Here is an 18,600-nt window from a genome sequence, read left to right as displayed (position 1 = left end):
GTGGCGAAGATCGGCACCCCCCGTGTCCACACTGGGACCGGGAATGGGGCGAAAAGGGGAATATTGTTTACATATTGAAGACAATCATCGGAGTTGGGCAGGACTAGCCCGCGTTGCCGGAACCGCGCCCGCCCGGTTAGCCTCGCCTTGACCCTCGCCGGGGCAGGCTGTGTTCCGCCCTTTTCGCCTCCGGAGCCGCCCAGCACATGCCAGAACAGACCTCCCCGATCCTGTCCCTGCCCTATCTGATGCCGTCACAGGCGCAGAAACACGTGACCCATAACGAGGCGCTGCAGATGCTGGATGCGCTGGTGCAGATGCGCGTCGCCGCCTTTGACGCCGAGACCCCGCCTGCCGACCCCGCGCCGGGCGATACCTGGGCGCTTGGGGCCACGCCAACCGGCGCCTGGGCTGGGCAAGCAGGCCGTCTGGCCATCTGGCAGGGTGAAGGCTGGCTGTTCCTGGCGCCGCAGCCCGGCTGGCGCGCCTGGGGTCTGGCCGAGGAAGAACTGCGCCATTGGGATGGCAGCGCCTGGCGCCAGCCGCCGCATCTGGGCCTCAACGCCAGCGCCGATGCCAGCAACCGTCTGGCAGTTGCCGCCCCGGCCACGCTGCTGACCCACGACGGTGCCGGACACCAGCTGAAGATCAACAAGGCCGCCGCCCCCGACACCGGTGCGCTGCTGTTCCAGTCGGGCTGGAGCGGACGGGCCGAGATGGGCCTTCTGGGCGATGACGATTTCTCGATCAAGGTCTCAAGCGACGGCAGCAGCTGGACCGAGGCGCTGCGCATCACCGGCGACGGCGATGTTCTGGCCGATGGCGCCCTTATCGGCGGCGGCGCCGATTACGCGGAATATTTCGAATGGGCCGATGGCAATCCTTCGGGCGCGGACCGGCGCGGGGTGGCAGTGGCGCTGGACGGCGGCAAGATCCGCCCGGCCGCGGCAGGCGAGGCTCCCATCGGCGTGGTCTCTGTCACACCTTCCGTGCTGGGCGGCGGCGATACCGGCGGCTGGCGCGGCAAATACCTGCGCGACGATCTGGGCAGCCCCCTGTGGGAGGAAGACGCGGATGGCCAGCAGAGCCGCCGTCTGAACCCCGCCTATGACCCCACCCGCGCTTATGTGCCGCGCGCGGAGCGGGCCGAATGGGCCATGGTGGGTCTCATTGGCAAGCTGCGCCTGCGCCGGGGCCAGCCCACGGATGCGCGCTGGATCAGGCTGCGGCAGGTGTCAGACAGCGTAGAGGAATGGTTGCTGCGCTGAGCCGCCCTCCGCCTTGGCACCTTACCCCGTGGCTCCTACCCTTTTGCGCCCTGGCCGCGGGCATAGACATCCTCGTAGCGGATGATGTCATCTTCGCCGAGGTAGCTGCCGGTCTGCACTTCGATCAGCACCATCGGCACCTTGCCGGGGTTCTCCATCCGGTGAACCGAGCCAAGCGGAATATAGACCGACTGGTTTTCGGTCACGAGGCGCACCTCATCATCGACGGTGACCTTGGCGGTGCCTTCGACCACGATCCAATGTTCCGATCTGTGGTGGTGGCTTTGCAATGACAGCGCCGCGCCGGGATGCACATGGATGCGCTTTACCTGGAACCGCTCGCCCACCGCCAGGCTTTCGAACCAGCCCCAGGGGCGGTGATCCATCGGGAATTCGGTGGCCTGTTTGGCGGATTTTTCCTTCAGCGCCGCCACCGCCAGCTTCACGTCCTGCGCGCGGGAGGCATCGGCCACCAGCACCGCATCGGGCATCGCCACGGTGATCACGTCCCGAAGGCCGATCCCCACCACCTCAAGCCCTTCGTCCTCGGAGCGAATGAGGCTGTTGTCGCAATCGATCGCAGTGGCCGCCCCCGTGGTGACAACCCCCCGGTCATCCGGGGCGCTTTCGCGCCAGACCGCATCCCAGCCGCCCAGGTCCGACCAGCCGGCGGCAAAGGGCACCACGGTCAGATTGTCGGCCTTTTCCATCACCGCATAGTCGATCGAGATATCCGGGCAACCGTCCCAGGCGGCAGGATCGAGCCGGAAGAATCCGAGGTCCGGCGCCCCTTGTGCAATCGATGCCGTGACCGGCGCCAGCAGATCCGGCGCATGGGCGCGGAAGGCGGCAAGAATGGTTTTCACCGAAAACAGGAAGATCCCGGCATTCCACAGGAACTGCCCCGAGGCGAGCATCTCTTCGGCGCGGGCGGCATCGGGTTTTTCCACGAAGCGTTTCAGGCCGATGGCGCGGGGGGTGAAGTCGCCCGGGCCCCCATCCAGTTCCAGATAGCCATAGCCGGTTTCAGCATGGGTGGGCTTGATGCCGAAGGTGACGATCTGACCGGCCTCGGCGGCGGCCTGCCCGGCCGCAACCGCGGTGCGGAAAGCGGGCGCATCGGGCACCACGTGATCCGAAGGCGCCACCAGCATCAGCCCCTCCGGGTCGCTCTGTTCCAGGTAAAGCGCCGCCGCCAGCACCGCGGGCGCGGTATTGCGCCCCGCCGGTTCGATCAGCACGGCGCCGGGGTCGATGCCGATACCTGCAAGTTGCTCGGTAACTATGAAGCGGAAATCGGAGTTGGTCAGCACCATGGGCGCCGCATACCCTGTCCCCGACAGCCGCTTGGCCGAGGCCTGAAACAGGGTTTCCTCACCCACCAGTGGCACGAATTGCTTGGGGTAGCTTTTGCGGGACAGGGGCCAGAGCCGGGTGCCGGAGCCACCGCACAACAAGATGGGAGTGATCGTTGAAGATGCGCTCATCGCCTGTTCCTTTATGCTGTCCTGCCTGCCGGGCGCCTGCCGCCGCGGATCAGAGCGCCGCCAGGGCCGCTACCGCCTCGGGGAGAGGGTAGTGATGATTGCCGACAAACAGCCCGTTTGCATCAATGTAATCGGCATTCGTCAGCGCACCGTGAATGTCATAGTCGAAATATTTCATCACCTCGTTCTTGGCGAAATTGCCGGCCACGATGGGGCGGCATTCGAACCCGGCGGCCGCCAGCTGTTTCACCAGATCGGCGCGTGTCAGCCCCGCCTCTTCGCGGATCACCAGCGAGAAACCGAACCAGCTCGATTTGCCGATCTCGCGCTGAATCATGAACTTGGGATGATCGGCGAGTTTTTCCTGCACCAGCGCCCCGTTGGCGCGGCGCCCTTCGATCAGGCCCGGCAGTTTCTTCAGCTGCTCCTGCCCCAGCGCGCCGGACATCTCCAGCGGGCGCAGGTTGTAGCCCGGCAGCACGAAGCGGAAGCTTTCCTCGAAAGGATCATCCGACTTCTCACCGGTGACATGGTTGAATTTCGGCAGGTTGCGGGTCCAGCCATGGGCGCGCAAGCTCAGCATGACGTGGTAGAGTTCCTCGTCATCGGTAACCACCATACCGCCTTCCATGGTTGAGATATGGTGCGAGAAGAACGAAGAATAGGTGCCCATGACGCCGAAGGTGCCGGCTTCCTTGCCGCCATAGGTGGCGCCCATGGATTCGCAATTGTCCTCGATCATGACGATCTTGCGATCTCCGATCAGCGCCTGGATGGCGTCGAAATCATTGGGGTTGCCCAGAAGGTTCACCACCATGATGGCGCGGGTCTTGTCCGTAATGGCCGCCTCCAGCGCCGCCAGATCGTAGTTCAGCGTCTCGCGGTCGATATCGACGAATTTCATCCTGAGACCGTATTGGCCCAGGGGGTAATAGGTGGTGGACCAGCTGACCGCCGGGACGATGATCTCATCGCCGCGTTCCAGCTTCAGATCCGGGTTCTTGGTGAAACAGAGCGCCGCAGTCATCAACAGGTTCGCCGAGGAGCCGGAGTTGACCATGACGGCGAACTTGCTGCCGAACTGGGCGGCAAACTGCTCTTCATAGGCGCGCACCTCGGGGCCCATCGAGAACATGTCCGAAGCGATCACGCGCTGCAGCGCATCCTGTTCCGCCTGATCCCAGGAGGAGGTGGCAAGAGGGTATGTGAAGGTCATGCGTGTCCGCTTTCCAGATAATAGCGATAGGTCTGCGCGATCCCGTCGCGCAAGGAGGTCGGCGCCTGCCAGCCCCAGGCGGTCTGGCGCTCGGTCGAGCAGAGCTTCTGCTTCATGCCCACGGGCTTGCTCAGATCATGGGTGAAGGAGCCCTGCCAGCCGATCACCTCGGCCACGGTGGCGTAATAATCGTTGATCGAATGATCGTGACCCAGGCCGACATTCATGGCGCCGGGCAGCGTCTCAAGATCCTCTGCCGCCTTCCAGATGGCATCAGCCAGATCGGCGGCGAACATGAATTCGCGACGCGCGGTGCCATCGCCCCAGATCTCCACCGCGGCCTCGCCGGTCTTCATGGCCTGATGCACCTTGTGGATGATGGCCGGCAGCAGATGCGAATGTTTCGGGTCAAACTTGTCGTAGGCGCCATAAAGGTTGCAGGGGATCAGCGTCTTGTAGAGCGCGCCAGGGTCCTCCTGACGGATGTAATCGCACAGGCGCATGGCCATGATCTTGGCCAGGGCATAGCCTTCGTTGGTGGGCTCCAGCGCGCCGGTGAGGATGCTTTCCTCGCGCAACGGGTTTTCCCCTTCGCACGGATACATGCAGGTAGAGGCCAGGTTGATCAGCCGGGAAACACCCGCGGCCCGCGCCCCCATGATGACATTGCGCCCCATGGCGAGGTTTTCATCGAGAAAGGCCACCGGATTGGCCATATTGGCCTGAATGCCGCCGACCCGGCCCGCCGCATGGATCACCAGATCGGGTTTATGCGCCTCCAGATAGGTGGCCACGGCAGCCGCATCCGTCAGGTCCAACTCGCGGCTGCGCGGCGCCAGGATCTCCCAACCGGCCGCTGCCGCGTGATCCAGAACATTGCGCCCCACCATGCCGCCGCCGCCGGTGAGGAACAGACGTGGTTTTGCACTCATCCCCTCAGTCCTCGCGCGCCACCGGCGTGTCATAGCCGTGCTCCATCAGCACGCGGGAGCGCTGCGCCACCTTCAGATCCTCACGGACCATTTCGGCGCACATTTCCTGCACGGTGATCTCCGGCGTCCAGCCCAGTTTCGCCTTGGCCTTGGCCGGATCGCCCAGCAGGGTCTCCACCTCGGCGGGGCGGAAATAACGCGGATCGATGCGCAGGATGACATCGCCCACCTTCAGCGCCGGGGCCTTGTCGCCTTCGATGGCTGCCACGGTGGCAACCTCATCGGTGCCTTCCCCGGTGAACTCCAGGGTGAGGCCCAGCTCGGCGGCGCTCCAGGTGATGAACTGGCGCACCGAATACTGCACGCCGGTGGCAATGACGAAATCTTCCGGCGCGTCCTGCTGCAGCATCATCCACTGCATGCGCACGTAGTCCTTGGCGTGGCCCCAGTCGCGCAGCGCATCGATATTGCCCATGTAAAGGCAGTCTTCCAGACCTTGCGCGATATTGGCCAGACCGCGGGTGATCTTGCGGGTGACAAAGGTCTCGCCGCGGCGCGGGCTCTCGTGATTGAACAGGATGCCGTTGCAAGCGTAGATGTCATAGGCCTCGCGGTAGTTCACCGTGATCCAATAGGCGTACATCTTGGCCACCGCGTAAGGAGAACGCGGGTGGAAGGGCGTGGTCTCGGTCTGCGGCACCTCCTGCACCAGACCATAGAGTTCCGAGGTCGAGGCCTGATAAAATCGGGTCTTCTTTTCCAGCCCCAGGAAGCGGATCGCCTCTAAGAGGCGCAGAGTGCCCATGGCATCCACATCGGCGGTATATTCCGGCGCCTCGAAGGAGACCGCCACATGGCTCTGCGCGCCAAGGTTATAGACCTCGTCAGGCTGCACCTCGGACAGGATCCGCGTCAGGTTGGAACTGTCGGTGAGATCGCCGTAATGCAGCTTGAAACGGGCATTGTCGGTATGGGGATCCTCGAAGATATGATCCACCCGCTGCGTGTTGAAGGAGGAGGCACGGCGTTTGATCCCATGCACCTCATAGCCCTTCTCCAGCAAAAACTCCGCCAGATAGGAGCCATCCTGCCCCGTCACCCCGGTGATCAGCGCCTTTTTCATGCTTTTCCTCGTCTTCGCACCTTATCGTCTTAATAGAGGAGGTACGGCCCATACTGTAGCACTGCAAGCGCAATTCTTCATAAGAGCTTATATGGCACAATCGTTCATGCGGGCTCAGGTCAGGCCCACTACACACCGCTTACTGAACCGCACCGGGTTTGCCGGATGCTCCAACTCTTGAGTAGGATGTGACCTGCCCCCCACTGGCCCCTCGTTCATAACGAGAGTCTGCAGGTTTGTGCTCTGAGCCCCAACCTTGGACCGCCAGAAGCTGGATTTTTCCGGCTCTGTCACGATGACGGGCTGGTGACGCCATCGGGATAATGCATGGCAATCGGGACGTTGTATCCGATTGCGCTGTGGAGTCTATCCTCATTGTAGTGCCGACGCCAATCCTCCAGCTTTTCGCGGGCATCTGCAAGGCTCATGAACCAGTGTGCGTTCAGGCATTCCGCCCGGTGACGCATATTGGGCGGGCTTGGAAGAGCAATAAGCAGCATGAAACCTAAACCCGATACACCTTAGCAAAGCTGCAAAACTATCCGAAAAGGTGGGACCACTTCACTTATACGCGGCTCTGGAAAGATCAGACATGGCCGCATAACTTAGATCAATCCGCCTCCGGAAAACCCGGTGCAGTTCATATAGCCTGTCAAAGCCCCCGTGATACATATGCATCAAACTGCCTTTTAGAGGTCCACAGTCGGCTTTTTACTTTTTGAGCACATCTGGGAATTTACGAATGCCCGTAGTGCAATCCGGTCGTTTTCACTGAGAGGATCGCTGCGAACCCAGCCTGACGGGGATGTCGTACTGCGGATCTCGCACAAGCCCTTGATGCCTGTCGAAAATATCTTCCGCAGCTCTGCCCGCTCTTTCTCAATTTGCTGCGTGATCGCCTCTGCGGTTTCAAGGTCGATATGCAACGTGGAGCTGCGGAGGATATCGAGATCTGCAGAACCCGTGACATTCGTTTGTAGCAACTTTGGACGCAGGCGAGCAAAACCCTCCAGATCCGTGAGCGTCTGCACATATTCCAGCTCAGCAAGCTTGCGAATACTAACACGCTGGTTGCTCCGTTGCGTAGTCTCTGGGGCGGGCAGCTCCAGAAGGCGGCAGAAATCGGCAAGCATATCCGGCTCCGCAAGATCCTGTGGGCTAATTGAACGCAACAGAAGTTCTTCGGAGGTGAAATGCTCCGTCAGAAGGCGGGCAAACTGCAAATTGGAATAGAGTGGGAAGCCCCAGCTATCTTCAAAACAGGCAAGAAATTTCTCGATCGAAGGCGCACCATCAGCATAGAAGCGGCGGCGGGAGATTTGAAACAGCCCGGCCCGGACATATTGCGCATAAGAGGATTCCACAAAATCATATGGGTTGCGGAAATAAGCCACAACCCGGACCTGCCAATCAGGGAACTGAGCGCGCAAGGTTGCGTGAAGTCGGAGCAGGTTGCTGCTGGAAAAGGCGTTGGTCCAATGTTCGCATGACAGCACGATGCGGCTGCACTGCCGGTTGAGCGCTTCAGAGATAATCTCGTCTAGGGCCTGCGGCAAAGATTCCGGTGCCAATTTGGCCAGCGGCAGGTGGTTGCGGTAGCCGTCCGGAGCACGCCAGCTTTGTGGATAACAGACCCCCTGCGTTTGGTGCAGTTCTGCAGATTTCGACATATGCTGCTGAAGAGTCGTCGATCCGCATTTAGGCAGGCCAACATGTAGCCAGACTTGCTGTTCAGGCCGTTTTTCTAGGATTACGGGACTAACCATCGAGCGTACCGAAAGATCACCAACTGAAGGTTCAAGAGGGGTGTCTTGATCCTTGGTCATCATAGCCTGGATGTCCGTCGGTACTTCAGCCTGAATGAAATCTCGGGTCTGGCGCGCAAATTCGGGCTGCAGGTCAGTTCGGATAGAGCCGTTAATCCAATGTAGAAGGCCAGTTGCAAAACGATAATAGGGAATGGCAAAAGGACGGTGCTTTTCCGAAGACTGGATTTTGGCAGATACACGAGACAGTGCCGTGAAAACTTGGAGGCGCTCGGGGCCGTTGCGATTGGTCAGTCGGTTTTGATCGGAGGCAACGTAGTGAACCACTCCGACCCGGTCGCTTGCCAATATGGTTCTTGCATTGAGAAAACTGCGCCAATGCAACTCGATATCATTGTGAACCATGATTTCGGTGCACTGGATATCATGCTCACGTAAAAAATCAGTACGATAGATTTTGTTCCACGGGTAATTGGCAGTCTGGCACAAGTTGAGCGCCGCAGTGGAGGAGACCACTGACAAAGATCCCACATCCGCGGCAGCCGCGTGCCATAGGTGCTGATCTGAAGGCATTTGCCCCCATTTGCCCTCTGTGCTGCGGCGGCTATCGTGATGCTGAAAGATGCAGAAATCAAATGTTTTGCCTACTAGGTCTCGCAGCAGGTCCGGCAACTCTCGTAGCGGCAGATCGTCCGCGTCTAGAAACATCACATGATCCGTTGCCACATGTTGAAGCGCAAGATTGCGAGCCGCGCCCGCACCGCCCGGGATTTCCTGACGTAACAGTGTGATCTGTTCCGGGGGCAGGCCTACTGCGGTCGGCAACGGATCAAAAGCAACCGCAGGTTCTGAACCATCGTCGCAGATGATTACATGGCTAGCGAAATTCAATTGCCGCATATGCCTGAGCAAGCGGTGCAGGTGAATTTCATCATTATGTACAGGGATTATGACGGTTAAAGTCATACGATGAAGAGACGCAGATCGTGTAGGTGCAAGCGGAAACTGTGCAGGGGCAGAAACAGGATCAGTTCACGCCAGGGGGCTTGGGGCGGCAGGTCCAGCTGCTGGCCGATCGGCAAGGCGTCAAGATGGCTGGAGGCCTCCGGATGTGCCAAAATACGCTTTGTGAAAAAACAATCGTCAAAGCCTCCTTCGCTGCGACCCGAGCGGATGCATACGCGGACCACCTCAATCGTCGGCGCGGCACTGCGACAGGCGATGCCTATAATGCCAGCATGAGACAGATCGATGCCGCCAAGCTCCATATGCAGTCCGAACCAGTTCCCCTCGCCGCTGGTGGAAACATCCAATTCTAGTAATCTCCCGGCAGGAGAAGACCAGTGGCCTTGCAGCTTGAGTTCAGGATCCGGATGCAGGGCAATGCCTGGTTGGATTTCAGTCTGTTCGGAAAGATTGCCGCTGGTTTGTCCGTCCCGCCATATTGCAAGAGAATAGTTCAGATTTTCCGCTGGTCCAGCAGCAATATTATCAATCATGAGAGGCACCCCAAAATATTGATTCATTGGGTGCTTGTAGTGCCGTGTCCGCTTTGGTTTGTCCATTGGGAAAAGAGAACGTAAAGAAGGTGAGCTAATATATCGGCACCGTCAAATGAGAGAACAATGCAACATGATAAAGGCCTGACGCAGGGCTATATGGCAGCTGGGCGGATACTAGCAATGCGGCAGCCTGAATATGAGCCTAGGGGATTGCTGCGTCGAGCGCTTGCGGAGGCCAATGGTGAGAGCGACAAACTTGCGCTGGCAGCAGCGGCGCTGGATCTCGCGGAACCCGAGTGCGCTGCGGTAGCGCTTGCGCAGTTGCCGGATGGTCCGGCCCAATCGAGGTTGCAGCAGCGCGCAGAGCATATGTTTGCTCTGAGTCGGCTGCCACAGCCCGCGCGCCCCAAGGACTGGGCGCCAGTGCCTGGGCGTGTCGCTTATGTTCTGTATAGTAGCCTGCCCTGGATCTCGACAGGCTATGCCTTGCGTTCGCAGCACCTGGCCTCGGCACTGCACAATGACGGCGCGGATCTACAGTGCTTGACCCGCCCCGGTTTCCCCTGGGATGAGGACCCGACGGTGCTGTTGACCGATTTGGTCCACGCCGGATCCTTTGAGGAGGAGGTTTCAAGCTTATCCTACCTGCGCACCCCCGAACCGCAATTCGGGAATTGGCAGAATTACCCGACCTATGTCCGCGAAAGCGCTGATATGCTCACACTGCGATTTCTGGATCTGCGCCCCGAAGTGGTAATGGCGGCCTCGAACCATGCCTGCGCCTTGCCCGCACAAATCGCAGCCCGGCGTCTTGACCTGCCCATGGCATATGAAATGCGCGGCTTTTGGGAGTTGAGCCGCACAGCCCGGGAACCGGAGTTTCTCGGCACGCCGCAGTACCGCTATGAACGCTGGCTGGAAACCCAGGTTGCGCTGCAGGCCGACCACGTCTTTACCCTGTCGCAGCCAATGCGCCAGACACTGATGTCCCGCGGGCTGGCCGCAGAGGGGGTTACCTTTTTGCCCAATGGCTGCGACCCGGCCCATTTTGCCCCGACAGGCCATGGCAAAAGGCTGGCAGCGGACCTGAATTTACCGGAAGGCGTGCCGGTCATCGGCTATGCAGGCAGCTTCCCAGCCTATGAGGGCTTGGAGGATCTGATCGCTGTGGCTGCCAGGTTGAAGACCGCAGGCCATCGCTTCCGGCTCGTGCTAGTCGGCGATGAAAAGGGCACCGGAGTGCGTGGGACCCCAGTGAGCCAGACCCTGCGCCGCCAAGCGGTTGAACTGGGGCTGGGGGACTGGTGCGTCATGCCAGGACGGGTGCCTCCAGAGCAGGTCGCGCACTGGCTGGAAGTGTTCGATATCTGCGTGTTTCCCCGCCGTCCGCTTCCGGTCACCGAAACGGTTGCGCCGCTGAAACCGGTAGAGGCGATGGCCGCCGGCAAAGCCATTGTCCTGTCGTCGGTCGGGGGCATGCAAGGTCTGCTGAAAGATGGCGAAAGCGGACTGGTCTTTGCCAAGGGGGATCGCGAGGATCTACAGCGCCAACTGACAGTACTGCTCACGAATGCGGAGTTGCGCGCGCAGTTGGGGCACAAAGCCCGTCAGCGCGCACAACTCCAGTATTCCTGGAGCCGTATTGCAGACATCATGAACGACAGGCTGAACCGTTTGGTGCAACCATGTTGAATAGTTAGATATGAAAATTGATGCAGGCTCAGGATCTCCGAAGAGCGAGAGACAACTTACGCAACGGTGCCGTCACTTTCCAAGACATGCTATGCTCCAGTGCATTGACACGTTCCGCGAAACGATCACGCTCCTGCTGCACCGCCTTGAGCTGATCCTCCAAATCTGTGATTTTTTGAGATCTTGCTGCGATTTCCTGGCCAAGAATCGCAATATCCGCATAGCGCTCCTCTAAGACCTTTTCCTGCGCCGAAAGTTGCTTGCGCAGATCAGACAGTTCAGTTTGATCAGAAAGTTCCATCACCAGTCCTACATTCTCAGTCATCAAGGAAATACGTCTTCTTTATGAGTTAGCACCATTAAAGGAACAAGGACGGAAAGCCCATTCAACCCAACACGCACAATAACCGCAACCCGCTCCCTTAGCCCCGACCTGCCGCCGGACCACGCAACCTCACAACCCGACCACGTCGATCACTTTCAGGCCCTCAGGCAATTTATCCCTGAGCGTTTCAAAGGCAGAGTGTTTGACCAGAACGCAAGCCACATCGGCCACAGCCAATGCCTCGTCCAACTCCGAAAGCACAATGGTACTTCCTTCCAACTTGGTGGGGAGCCCATCGATATGCGGCTCCACCGCCAAGACCTGAAACCCCAGCTTGCTGAGCTCCAAAGTGATCCCCAACGCCGGGCTTTCGCGCAGGTCATCGATATTCGGTTTGAAGGCCAGACCCAAGCAGGCCACCTTAACGTCAGACATCGATCGCGACGGATCAGCGGATAGCACTTCCATCACCGCCTCGCGCACCTTTTGCAGCACCCATTTAGGTTTGGTGTCATTCCCATCACGGGCAGCGCGGATCAGCTTGGCCTCTTCTGGCGCCGAAGCGACGATGAACCAGGGGTCCACTGCAATGCAGTGACCGCCAACGCCAGCGCCAGGCTGCAGGATATTGACCCGGGGATGACGATTGGCCAGACAGATCAGCTCCCAGACATCGATGCCAAACTTATCACAAATCACCGACAACTCGTTGGCAAAGGCAATCTGTACATCGCGAGAGCTGTTCTCGGTCAGCTTGCACATTTCGGCGGTCTTGGCATCGGTCACGATGCAGTCCCCCTGCACGACCTTTTTGTAAAGCGCGGTGGCCATCTCGCTCGCCCGGGCAGTCATGCCCCCGATGATACGATCATTTTCCACCAGTTCGCGTACCACATGCCCCGGCAAAACCCGCTCGGGGCAATGAGCCACCTGTACATCGGCCCCCTCACCCGCGGTTTGCGGGAAGCTGAGATCCGGGCGCGCCTGTGCCAGCCACACTGCCATCTGCTCGGTCGCACCGATGGGGGATGTGCTTTCCAGAACCACCAGATCACCCGCCTTTAGAACAGGGGCGATCATCGTCGCGGCCGATTGGATATAGCTTAAATCTGGCTCGTAGCAGTCTTTGAAAGGGGTTGGCACCGCAATCATGAATGCCTCGGCCGGTTCAGGTTGAAGCGTGGCGCGCAGCTTGCCGTCGCTCACCGCCTTGTGCACGATCCCGTCCAATTCAGGCTCAACAATGTGGATCTTGCCAGCATTGATCGTCTCAACCACTTTGGAAGAAACATCCACTCCGATTACCTCAATCCCACGGGCGGCAAACAGAGCGGCAGTCGGCAGGCCGATATAGCCGAGACCAATCATTGAAATACGGTCGAACATTTTTCTCTCTATCTGTCAGATTAGAAGGGTAGGTCAGACGCTCAGAAAAGTTGCAGCGATACGTTCCGAGGCCTTGCCATCCCCGTAAGGGTTCAAGGCCCGCGCCATGCTCTCATAGGCTTCTGTATCACTCAGCAATTTCAGAGCCTCATTGCGGATCTTGTCGGCATCGGTTCCCACAAGCCGCACGGTACCCGCTTCTACAGCTTCGGGGCGTTCGGTCGTCTCGCGCATGACCAGAACCGGCTTGCCAAGGCTTGGAGCCTCTTCCTGCACACCGCCAGAGTCGGTGATCAAGAAATAGGAACGCTGCATCAACCACACGAATGGCAGATAATCCTGCGGCTCGATCAAATGTACATTCGCCGCACCCCCAAGGATCCGCCTGACCGGCTCTTGGACATTCGGATTGAGATGCACGGGATAGACCACCTGCACATCGCCCTCTTCGCTGATCGCCCGCAATGCATGGCAGATGTTCTCAAAACCCTGACCAAAGCTTTCACGTCGATGACCGGTCACTAGGATCATGCGCTGACCACCCTCGATGAAAGGGAAACGCGCCTGCATCTGCGCATTCAGCGCCGGATCAATCTCGAACTGCGCAACTACCTGTTGCAGCGCATCGATCACCGTATTGCCGGTAACAACGATACGGTCATCGGAGACATTTTCCGCAAGAAGGTTCTGCCGGGCCGTCTCGGTCGGAGCAAAATGCAGATCGGCGATCCGCCCCACCAACATGCGGTTCATTTCCTCCGGCCAAGGCGCATAGATATTCCCCGTGCGCAGACCGGCTTCAACATGCCCAACTGGCACCTGAGCATAAAATGCAGCCATGGCAGCTGCCATTGTCGTTGTGGTATCCCCATGCACCAGAAGCCGATCATAGCGATGATCTTTCAACACGTCCCGCAGGGCCTGGATGATCCACGAGGTGATATCGGTCAGATCTTGGCCGGGCTTCATCACATTCAGATCAAACCGCGGCGTGATATCGAAAAGCTGTAAAACCTGATCCAGCATCTCACGATGTTGAGCGGTCACGCAGACATCGACCTCAAGACCCTGCGTGGCTTGCAGCTGCTTTACCACCGGCGCCATCTTGATGGCCTCAGGGCGGGTACCAAACACCATGAGAACTTTCAAGACGTACCCTCGCTTCGATGCACTGCATGCACTTCGCGTTCTAGCAACTCTGCTTTCAATTACAACCGGCAAACCGTGCAGGCAAATGAGTTAAAAAACAGGCAAGTCGATTGCACGTAAACTGCACAGCCGGTAGTAGCATTGGGAAGCATAGGACATCGCCTGTTTCCCAATGCGGTAATGACTGGAGAACCCGAGAATGACACGCAAATACTTTGGAACAGACGGGATCCGCGGACGGGCCAATACAGGTGTGATGACGGCCCCCTTCATGGTCGATCTTGCAGCCGCCGTCGGGCAGTACTTCAACGCCACCTCGAAAACCCGGCGCGTGGTCATCGGCAAGGACACTCGACGCTCCTGCTATATGCTGGAAAACGCACTCACCGCCGGTTTCACGGCCGCTGGCATGGACGTTTTTGCCCTGGGGCCCCTGCCCACTCCGGCCGTGGGCCTGCTGACCCGCTCAATGCGCGCAGATCTGGGAGTGATGATTTCGGCCAGCCATAACCCGCATCATGACAACGGTATCAAATTCTTCGGCCCTGACGGGTTCAAGCTGTCGGACCAGGCAGAGCGGGAGATTGAGGCCATCCTAGAGGCCAAAAGCGTGATCACGGACAGCGATCATATCGGCCAGGTCACCCGTCTGAACGATTCCGCTGCACGCTACGTGGAATATGCCAAAACCACCATCCCAAGCCAGGTACGCTTTGACGGTCTGAAGATCGTGGTCGACTGCGCCAATGGCGCCGCATACAAGGCCGCACCGGAGGTGCTTTGGGAGCTTGGCGCCGAAGTCATTCCAATCGGGATCACGCCAAGCGGCTACAATATCAACAAGGGTTGCGGCTCCACCGCCCCTGAACTGGCCGCCAAAACCGTGCTGGAAACCGGTGCGGATCTGGCAATCTGCCTGGACGGGGACGCCGATCGCATCATCATGCTGGATGAAACCGGCACGGTGGTGGACGGAGACCAGATCATGGCGTTGCTTGCCACCTCCTGGGCCCGCAAAGGCATGCTTAAACACAACACGCTTGTGGCCACGGTAATGTCGAACCTTGGCCTTGAAACCTATCTGGCAGAGCAAGGCATCACGCTGCGCCGCACCGCAGTGGGAGACCGCTATGTGGTGGAAGAAATGCGTCAAGGCGGCTTTAACATGGGCGGCGAGCAGTCGGGGCATATCGTGATCACCGATAACACCACAACTGGCGACGGGTTGCTGGCAGGCTTGCAAGTGCTGGCGCTTCTGAAAGAAACCGGCGAGAAAGCCAGTCACCTCACCCGCCAGTTCACCCCTGTGCCACAGCTTTTGCAGAACGTGCGCTACACGCCCGGACAGGACCCGTTGGAGCAGACCGCCGTACAGGAGGCAATCCGCCACGGCAAAGCGGATCTGAATGGCAGCGGCCGCCTGCTGATCCGCAAATCCGGCACCGAACCCCTGATCAGGGTCATGGGAGAAAGTCTGGACGAAGCCCTGCTGCAAAAAGTCGTCGCCAATGTCGCACAGGCCGTTACATCTTCCTCATGATAGAGGGTGAATGATTTCATCCACCCTGACGGCCACCGAACAGCAATATGAGCCACTCAATGAAAGACATTGATCTTCCGCTACCGGATTTCGTGGATGGCCTGCTGTCATCTGGCTGGCATCTGCACGGCACCTCAAGGCATTTATCTTCGTATGTGCTATTGCGCGCCGCGATCTCACATAGCTCATCCGTTTCTCAACTTGAAAGCTGCCTCACCTTGGCAGGTAAAATGGATGAGGAGGCTGCGGTCGATCTATGCGTTCAGAGGTTTGAGGCGCTTTTTTCTTCCGCCATCGGAAATTCGCCCACAACCGAACATCAGGACTTCAAGAAATACGCCCGGAAAATACGCTCGGATATAAAGACAAAATACGTTGATATGGCGACGCCATATCAAGACCTGATTACCTTCAGAGGTTTTGGAAATACACGGCGGCTCCTTTATGCAGATATCGATCTGAACACGGTCGATGGATCGGCGATATGGATGGCCTCGATGGCGAGGATCTTGTCCCGAACGCAGAAAGTCATCATCGTTTCCAAGCAACCAATCCGTCGTGATGCAGTCGTTGGGGATCTGCTGAAACACCCGAACGTGCTGTTTATCACACCGGGCAATACGGCCTTGAAAACGGACATCCTGTCGGTAACCGACTGCGCAGCACTGATCCGGGGTCTTGATCATCTTCTCCCAGAGCTATCGGCAATCTTTGTACGCGGCCTGACCGCAACACAAACCCTGATGGCGGACCGCCAACTGTATAAGCGGGTTTATGCCTATCTGACTGACATTTACGAACACACTCCCGCAGGCATCCAGCCCAAACCAGAGGCCGCGAATGCGGTGGATGTCATTGCCCGCCAGTCCGCTGCATTGCTGGTGCAGACCCCTCAGATCGAAGCTCTATTGCGAGAGTTTACCGATGTGCCCTTCCGGTCTATTCCGCTGCCGCCCCCTGTGCCGGACAACTTCTTCAAAGCCACCCGCGCCGTCACCGAAGATCGGACGATCCGCATTGGTTACGCCGGCAAAATCGCACCGCAATGGGGCATTCGGCAACTTGCCAGCTGGGTGGAAACGCTCCGCTCCGAAGGTCTTGATATCGAAGTCACTCTGGTCGGCGATAAGGTGTCCGGAGCCGGAACTGCAGAGCAAAACAAAAAGTTCAGACATGAGACAGCGGTTCTCCTGGAACGTATCCAGGCGCGGCAATTGGGAGCCATGGAGCGCCAGGACGTTCTCAAAGAAATGCGGCGTATGGATTTCGTATGGTGCTGGCGCCCGGCCGACTTCGAAAACCACACTCTGGAATTGTCCAGCAAGCTGGTGGAGAATGTGATTGCAGGCCTGCCCTGTATTGCCTTCCCCAGCCCTGTGAACACTGGCGTCCTCGAAGAAGACTACCCGTTCTATGCCAAGGACCTGGATGACTTCCGGGCTATTCTGTCCCGTACAGCGCCTGCAATCGATCCGGAACTGCGCCAAACCCTATATGACCGCCATGCGATTTCCGGACAAAGCGCTCACTTCGATCACGTCCTGGAGCACCCAGCCCCATCCCCGCGCAGGAACATCATCCTGGCGGCACATGATCCAAAGTTCTGCCACGCCTATTTTTCCGGCCTGAAAACACAGGGGCACCGGGTCAGCTACGATGACTGGGAATGGGGTGAGCCCAAAAATGAGCAACGCTCCCGCCGACTGCTTGAAACCGCGGATACAGTTTTTTGTGAATGGGGCTTGGCGAATGCGGCTTGGCATTCCCAGAACATCCGCCCGGGCCAAAACCTGATCGTGCGGGTGCATGCGCAAGAAGTCCGAGACCGGGCCCGCAAGTTCGGCCCCCAAATCCGGTACGAAAACGTAAACCATTTCGTTTTCGTAACAGAATGGGTGCGGCAAAAGGCAATCAAACTGTTCGGATGGCCTGAAGAAAAAACGGTTGTTATCCCCAATTTCTTACTCGATCAGGAATACCTATTTAGGCCCAAAGCGCCTTCTAGCGCGATCCATCTCGGCATGGTTGGCATGATCCCGATGAGCAAGCGTCTTGATAGAGCCCTAGATCTTATACTGGACCTTCATGCCAAAGGGCATGAGGCCCATCTACATCTAAAAGGTCCGCAGCCGCATGAACTGCCGTTTATGCTTCATCCGAGCCGTGCTTCGGAAATGGAGCGCTTCGCACATGAGTTCGGCAGGATAGAGCAAGATCCTGTCCTGCAGGGCAAAGTACATTTCTATGGGTGGGGCAATGATGTTGCGGTCTTCTACCAGAAGATAGATCACATCCTGTCCCCCAGCGACACTGAGAGCTTTCATTACGCATTGGCCGACGGTGTCCTCACGGGCTGCCACCCCGTGATTTGGGAGAGAGACGATGCTGGACAGCTCTTTTCTCCCAGCTGGGTCATTCAAGACACCGCTGCCGCAGCTCACGAAATCATACGCTTCCGCGCGCAGGACACCACCGCACGACAACGGGAACTCGAGGCAAACCGGGCACTTCTGGTGGACCGCTATGGCAGCGATAGGATCTTCTCAAAACTTGATGCCCTTCTTCTGAACCGAGATGGCCAATAAGTTCAGGACGTCTATCGCCAACCTCATTGGTGTCCGCCCGCTAGGGCATCGGGACTTGCGCAGACGGCCGCTCAGTCAGAGCTAGCGCAAAAGGCATGGTCGTCTTGGCACATATCCGAGAACAGTTCCGCCTGTCCCTGGGCAGCTATGGCCGCCCGCACATGACCGAAGAATCGAAGGATCTGAGGCTGCTCTGCCCCCTAAAAATTGGATCGTTTGAATCTGGAGTTTTCTGCTAGGATCAGGACTTCGGTAACGGGGGCGTCTCAGTCAAGCGATTTTGCACAGTCAAATTGATCCGCCAAGGCGGTTCGCGTGGATCGTAAGCGCGGGCTTGTCGCCCATCGGTTGGCGGCTTGACTGTAAGACCGCATGTCTTTTCCAGCGGCGCGCGCATGACGGTTCAGCCTGTATCCTGATCGCATAGCGGCAAGTGCCGTGTATTTGCGATGGAGGAAGGCATGACGAAAGAACACCCGACGATCCATGTCGGGATCGACGTTTCGAATGACCTGCTCCCCTGAAAAGTCCGCGGTTTGAAGTTAGCCTGTTCTCCAAACGAGGAGACAAACGATGCGGAAGAGCCGATTCAGCGAAGAACAGATCATTGGCATCTTGAAGGAGCACCA

13 protein-coding genes and 1 pseudogene are annotated in these 18,600 nt (G+C 58.4%); 4 read left to right on the top strand and 10 right to left on the bottom strand.

Annotated elements, in window-relative coordinates:
• Positions 1 to 206: 206 nt before the first annotated feature.
• On the top strand, positions 207 to 1,268 hold the full coding sequence (locus SM764_RS19775; protein WP_369002550.1) for a peptidase G2 autoproteolytic cleavage domain-containing protein: 1,062 nt from the start codon (positions 207 to 209) through the stop codon (positions 1,266 to 1,268).
• Positions 1,269 to 1,303: 35 nt separating this feature from the next.
• Here the strand turns inward: SM764_RS19775 and SM764_RS19770 are convergent, their stop codons facing one another.
• The 7 genes and pseudogenes from SM764_RS19770 to SM764_RS19740 all read right to left on the bottom strand — a co-directional run bounded on the left by SM764_RS19770 (position 1,304) and on the right by SM764_RS19740 (position 9,291).
• The gene (locus tag SM764_RS19770) at positions 1,304 to 2,755 is read right to left on the bottom strand and encodes a mannose-1-phosphate guanylyltransferase/mannose-6-phosphate isomerase (RefSeq protein WP_369002549.1); all 1,452 of its coding nucleotides are present in this window, start codon (positions 2,753 to 2,755) and stop codon (positions 1,304 to 1,306) included.
• Positions 2,756 to 2,804: 49 nt separating this feature from the next.
• The gene (locus SM764_RS19765) at positions 2,805 to 3,971 is read right to left on the bottom strand and encodes a DegT/DnrJ/EryC1/StrS family aminotransferase (protein WP_274834076.1); all 1,167 of its coding nucleotides are present in this window, start codon (positions 3,969 to 3,971) and stop codon (positions 2,805 to 2,807) included.
• Positions 3,968 to 4,903, bottom strand: coding sequence for a GDP-L-fucose synthase family protein (locus SM764_RS19760; protein WP_369002548.1), 936 nt, complete (start codon positions 4,901 to 4,903; stop codon positions 3,968 to 3,970). Before SM764_RS19760 ends, SM764_RS19765 begins: the two co-directional genes overlap by 4 nt.
• Positions 4,904 to 4,907: 4 nt before the next feature.
• Complete coding sequence (gene gmd / locus SM764_RS19755; protein ID WP_369002547.1) at positions 4,908 to 6,026, bottom strand: GDP-mannose 4,6-dehydratase; 1,119 nt, start codon at positions 6,024 to 6,026, stop codon at positions 4,908 to 4,910.
• Between the two features lie 290 nt (positions 6,027 to 6,316).
• Positions 6,317 to 6,496: pseudogene (locus tag SM764_RS19750) on the bottom strand (integrase core domain-containing protein); the annotation flags it as partial.
• Positions 6,497 to 6,715: 219 nt separating this feature from the next.
• Entirely contained in the window at positions 6,716 to 8,758 is a 2,043-nt protein-coding gene (locus tag SM764_RS19745) for a glycosyltransferase family 2 protein (RefSeq protein WP_369002546.1), read from the bottom strand.
• Positions 8,755 to 9,291, bottom strand: a complete 537-nt coding sequence (locus SM764_RS19740; RefSeq protein ID WP_368948778.1) for a hypothetical protein — start codon at positions 9,289 to 9,291, stop codon at positions 8,755 to 8,757. Before SM764_RS19740 ends, SM764_RS19745 begins: the two co-directional genes overlap by 4 nt.
• 126 nt (positions 9,292 to 9,417) lie before the next feature.
• On the opposite strand from SM764_RS19740, the gene SM764_RS19735 reads away from it, so the two are divergent.
• Complete coding sequence (locus SM764_RS19735) at positions 9,418 to 10,986, top strand: glycosyltransferase family 4 protein (RefSeq protein WP_369002545.1); 1,569 nt, start codon at positions 9,418 to 9,420, stop codon at positions 10,984 to 10,986.
• Between the two features lie 28 nt (positions 10,987 to 11,014).
• Here the strand turns inward: SM764_RS19735 and SM764_RS19730 are convergent, their stop codons facing one another.
• The 3 genes from SM764_RS19730 to wecB all read right to left on the bottom strand — a co-directional run bounded on the left by SM764_RS19730 (position 11,015) and on the right by wecB (position 13,846).
• Entirely contained in the window at positions 11,015 to 11,311 is a 297-nt protein-coding gene (locus SM764_RS19730; RefSeq protein WP_368948775.1) for a hypothetical protein, read from the bottom strand.
• 129 nt (positions 11,312 to 11,440) lie between these two features.
• Positions 11,441 to 12,697 (bottom strand): UDP-N-acetyl-D-mannosamine dehydrogenase, encoded by a 1,257-nt coding sequence (gene wecC, locus SM764_RS19725; protein ID WP_368948774.1) that lies wholly within the window; start codon positions 12,695 to 12,697, stop codon positions 11,441 to 11,443.
• A gap of 33 nt (positions 12,698 to 12,730) precedes the next feature.
• Positions 12,731 to 13,846, bottom strand: a complete 1,116-nt coding sequence (wecB, locus tag SM764_RS19720) for a non-hydrolyzing UDP-N-acetylglucosamine 2-epimerase (RefSeq protein ID WP_368948773.1) — start codon at positions 13,844 to 13,846, stop codon at positions 12,731 to 12,733.
• A gap of 199 nt (positions 13,847 to 14,045) precedes the next feature.
• Between wecB and glmM the strand changes: the two genes are divergently transcribed.
• The gene (glmM, locus tag SM764_RS19715; RefSeq protein WP_368948772.1) at positions 14,046 to 15,386 is read left to right on the top strand and encodes a phosphoglucosamine mutase; all 1,341 of its coding nucleotides are present in this window, start codon (positions 14,046 to 14,048) and stop codon (positions 15,384 to 15,386) included.
• Between the two features lie 59 nt (positions 15,387 to 15,445).
• Complete coding sequence (locus SM764_RS19710; RefSeq protein ID WP_368948771.1) at positions 15,446 to 17,971, top strand: glycosyltransferase; 2,526 nt, start codon at positions 15,446 to 15,448, stop codon at positions 17,969 to 17,971.
• Positions 17,972 to 18,600: the final 629 nt, after the last annotated feature.

Origin of the sequence: Pseudophaeobacter sp. 1A16562 (genome assembly GCF_041008785.1) — a bacterium.
Lineage (GTDB): Bacteria > Pseudomonadota > Alphaproteobacteria > Rhodobacterales > Rhodobacteraceae > Phycobacter > Phycobacter gallaeciensis_A.
This window is presented reverse-complemented; position numbering and strand designations above follow the sequence as displayed.

Coding starts and splice junctions, on each gene's coding strand:
- SM764_RS19765 (WP_274834076.1), bottom strand. CDS start 3,971: ATGACCTTCACATACCCTCTTGCCACCTCCTCCTGGGATCAGGCGGAA.
- SM764_RS19775 (WP_369002550.1), top strand. CDS start 207: ATGCCAGAACAGACCTCCCCGATCCTGTCCCTGCCCTATCTGATGCCG.
- SM764_RS19770 (WP_369002549.1), bottom strand. CDS start 2,755: ATGAGCGCATCTTCAACGATCACTCCCATCTTGTTGTGCGGTGGCTCC.
- wecC (WP_368948774.1), bottom strand. CDS start 12,697: ATGTTCGACCGTATTTCAATGATTGGTCTCGGCTATATCGGCCTGCCG.
- SM764_RS19740 (WP_368948778.1), bottom strand. CDS start 9,291: ATGATTGATAATATTGCTGCTGGACCAGCGGAAAATCTGAACTATTCT.
- SM764_RS19710 (WP_368948771.1), top strand. CDS start 15,446: ATGAAAGACATTGATCTTCCGCTACCGGATTTCGTGGATGGCCTGCTG.
- glmM (WP_368948772.1), top strand. CDS start 14,046: ATGACACGCAAATACTTTGGAACAGACGGGATCCGCGGACGGGCCAAT.
- SM764_RS19730 (WP_368948775.1), bottom strand. CDS start 11,311: ATGACTGAGAATGTAGGACTGGTGATGGAACTTTCTGATCAAACTGAA.
- gmd (WP_369002547.1), bottom strand. CDS start 6,026: ATGAAAAAGGCGCTGATCACCGGGGTGACGGGGCAGGATGGCTCCTAT.
- SM764_RS19735 (WP_369002545.1), top strand. CDS start 9,418: ATGCAACATGATAAAGGCCTGACGCAGGGCTATATGGCAGCTGGGCGG.
- SM764_RS19745 (WP_369002546.1), bottom strand. CDS start 8,758: ATGACTTTAACCGTCATAATCCCTGTACATAATGATGAAATTCACCTG.
- SM764_RS19760 (WP_369002548.1), bottom strand. CDS start 4,903: ATGAGTGCAAAACCACGTCTGTTCCTCACCGGCGGCGGCGGCATGGTG.